Origin of the sequence: Rhodopseudomonas sp. B29 (genome assembly GCF_000333455.1) — a bacterium.
Taxonomy (GTDB): domain Bacteria; phylum Pseudomonadota; class Alphaproteobacteria; order Rhizobiales; family Xanthobacteraceae; genus Rhodopseudomonas.
Genome location: NZ_BADD01000704.1, coordinates 1 through 1,553, shown reverse-complemented (window position 1 = coordinate 1,553; position 1,553 = coordinate 1). Strand labels below are relative to the sequence as shown.

At 64.3% G+C, this 1,553-nt stretch carries 2 protein-coding genes; one reads left to right on the top strand and one right to left on the bottom strand.

The window, feature by feature from the left end; all coding sequences use genetic code 11:
• Positions 1-22: 22 nt before the first annotated feature.
• Positions 23-817: a YdcF family protein gene (locus I5M_RS25295; protein WP_031337539.1), complete on the bottom strand. Its 795-nt coding sequence runs from the start codon at positions 815-817 to the stop codon at positions 23-25.
• A gap of 179 nt (positions 818-996) precedes the next feature.
• Between I5M_RS25295 and I5M_RS32480 the strand changes: the two genes are divergently transcribed.
• Positions 997-1,553 (top strand): helix-turn-helix domain-containing protein (locus I5M_RS32480; RefSeq protein ID WP_040771893.1); only part of this gene is annotated, 557 nt, incomplete at its 3' end.

Genomic DNA, 1,553 nt, shown 5'->3' with positions numbered 1-1,553 from the left:
GCCGCGCCACGACTGAGGCGCCTCACGGCGCCGGCAACAGCGACGTACTTCGGCCGCGCAGCCAGTAGGCCACGAGCCCCGCCCATTCGTGGACCGCAACGTCGCAGCGCGCGAGGCCGCCGCTCAACCGATCGAACGGCTGCAGCGCATCGCTCCAGCCTCGTGTCCGCCAATCAACCGGATAGGCTGTGACGTCGAACCCGGCCGCGCGAAACACACCCATCGAACGCGGCATATGAAACGCGGACGTGACCAGCAGCCATTGCTCGCCGGGCTTGGGCTTCACCAGGTCGCGACTGAACATCGCGTTTTCCAGCGTGGTCCGCGACTTCTCCTCGAGCAGAATGCGATCCTTGGCGACGCCGAAGCGCTGCAGCAGCGCGCCGGCGATCGGCGCTTCCGCCGCAGAAGCATCGAACAGATTGGCACTGCCACCGCTGTAAACGATCCTCGCCTGCGGATAGCGCCGCGCCAGTTCGAGCATCGCCAGAATACGCTCGGCCGAAGCGTCGAGTTCGACATCGTGGCGCGCCGCGCTGACATCGGAGTCGATGCCGCCGCCGAGCACGATGATGCCGTCCGGCGCCCGGCCGTTATCGTGCCAGGCGGGAAAGCGTTCCGACAATGTCAGTAGCAACACGTTGCCGAGCGGCGAGAAGCCGGCGATCAGCAGCGCCGCAATGGCGAACACCGCAAGCCGCGCCCCTGCCCTCCGCCACCGCGTCAGCATCAGCACGACGCCGAGCCCGCACAGCGTCGCGATCAGATTGGACGGATAGGCGAAGAAGCCGAGCAGTTTGGAAGCTACGAAGAACATCACCCACCCCGCATCACGCGTCTGTCCGCGAGTTGCGCGATTTGCGCGGCGGGGTCAATGCGGGTGATCGACGAGACTCCGTCGTGGCCGGCCTCGTTGTATGGCCCGGAGAGATAGGTAACGGCTGTTCGGAGACATGGGTAACACATTGATGGCATCGACAGGCTCAGGAGGCCGGGATGCCGTGGCCCAAGGTGTTACTCATGGATCAGAGGATTGAGTTCATCCGTTTGTTTCAGCAGCCGGAGGTGAACCGGCAGGAGCTATGTCGCCGGTTCGGGATCAGCCCTAAGACCGCCTACAAATGGCTGAAGCGAGCCACCTCGGGCGATGCGGATTGGGCGCAGGATCGCAGCCGACGCCCGCACAACTCGCCGAAGCGAAGCGGCAAGACGGTCGAAGCGGCTGTCCTGCAGATCCGGGACGTTCATCCGGCCTGGGGAGCGCGCAAGATTCGCCGCCGCCTGATGATGACGCCGGCCCTTCCGTCAGCCTCGACCGTGCACGCCATCCTGCAGCGGAACGATCGAGTCCCGGCGCAGCAGCATCCTCCCCATTACACGCGGTTCGAGCACCCCGCACCGAACGATCTGTGGCAGATGGACTTCAAAGGGCGCTTCGCGTTTCGGCACCGTGTATTTTGCCATCCACTCACAATGGTCGATGACCATTCCCGCTATAATCTGTGCCCTGCGGCTTGCGCCAACGAAGCAAGCGAAGACGTCCAGCAACAACT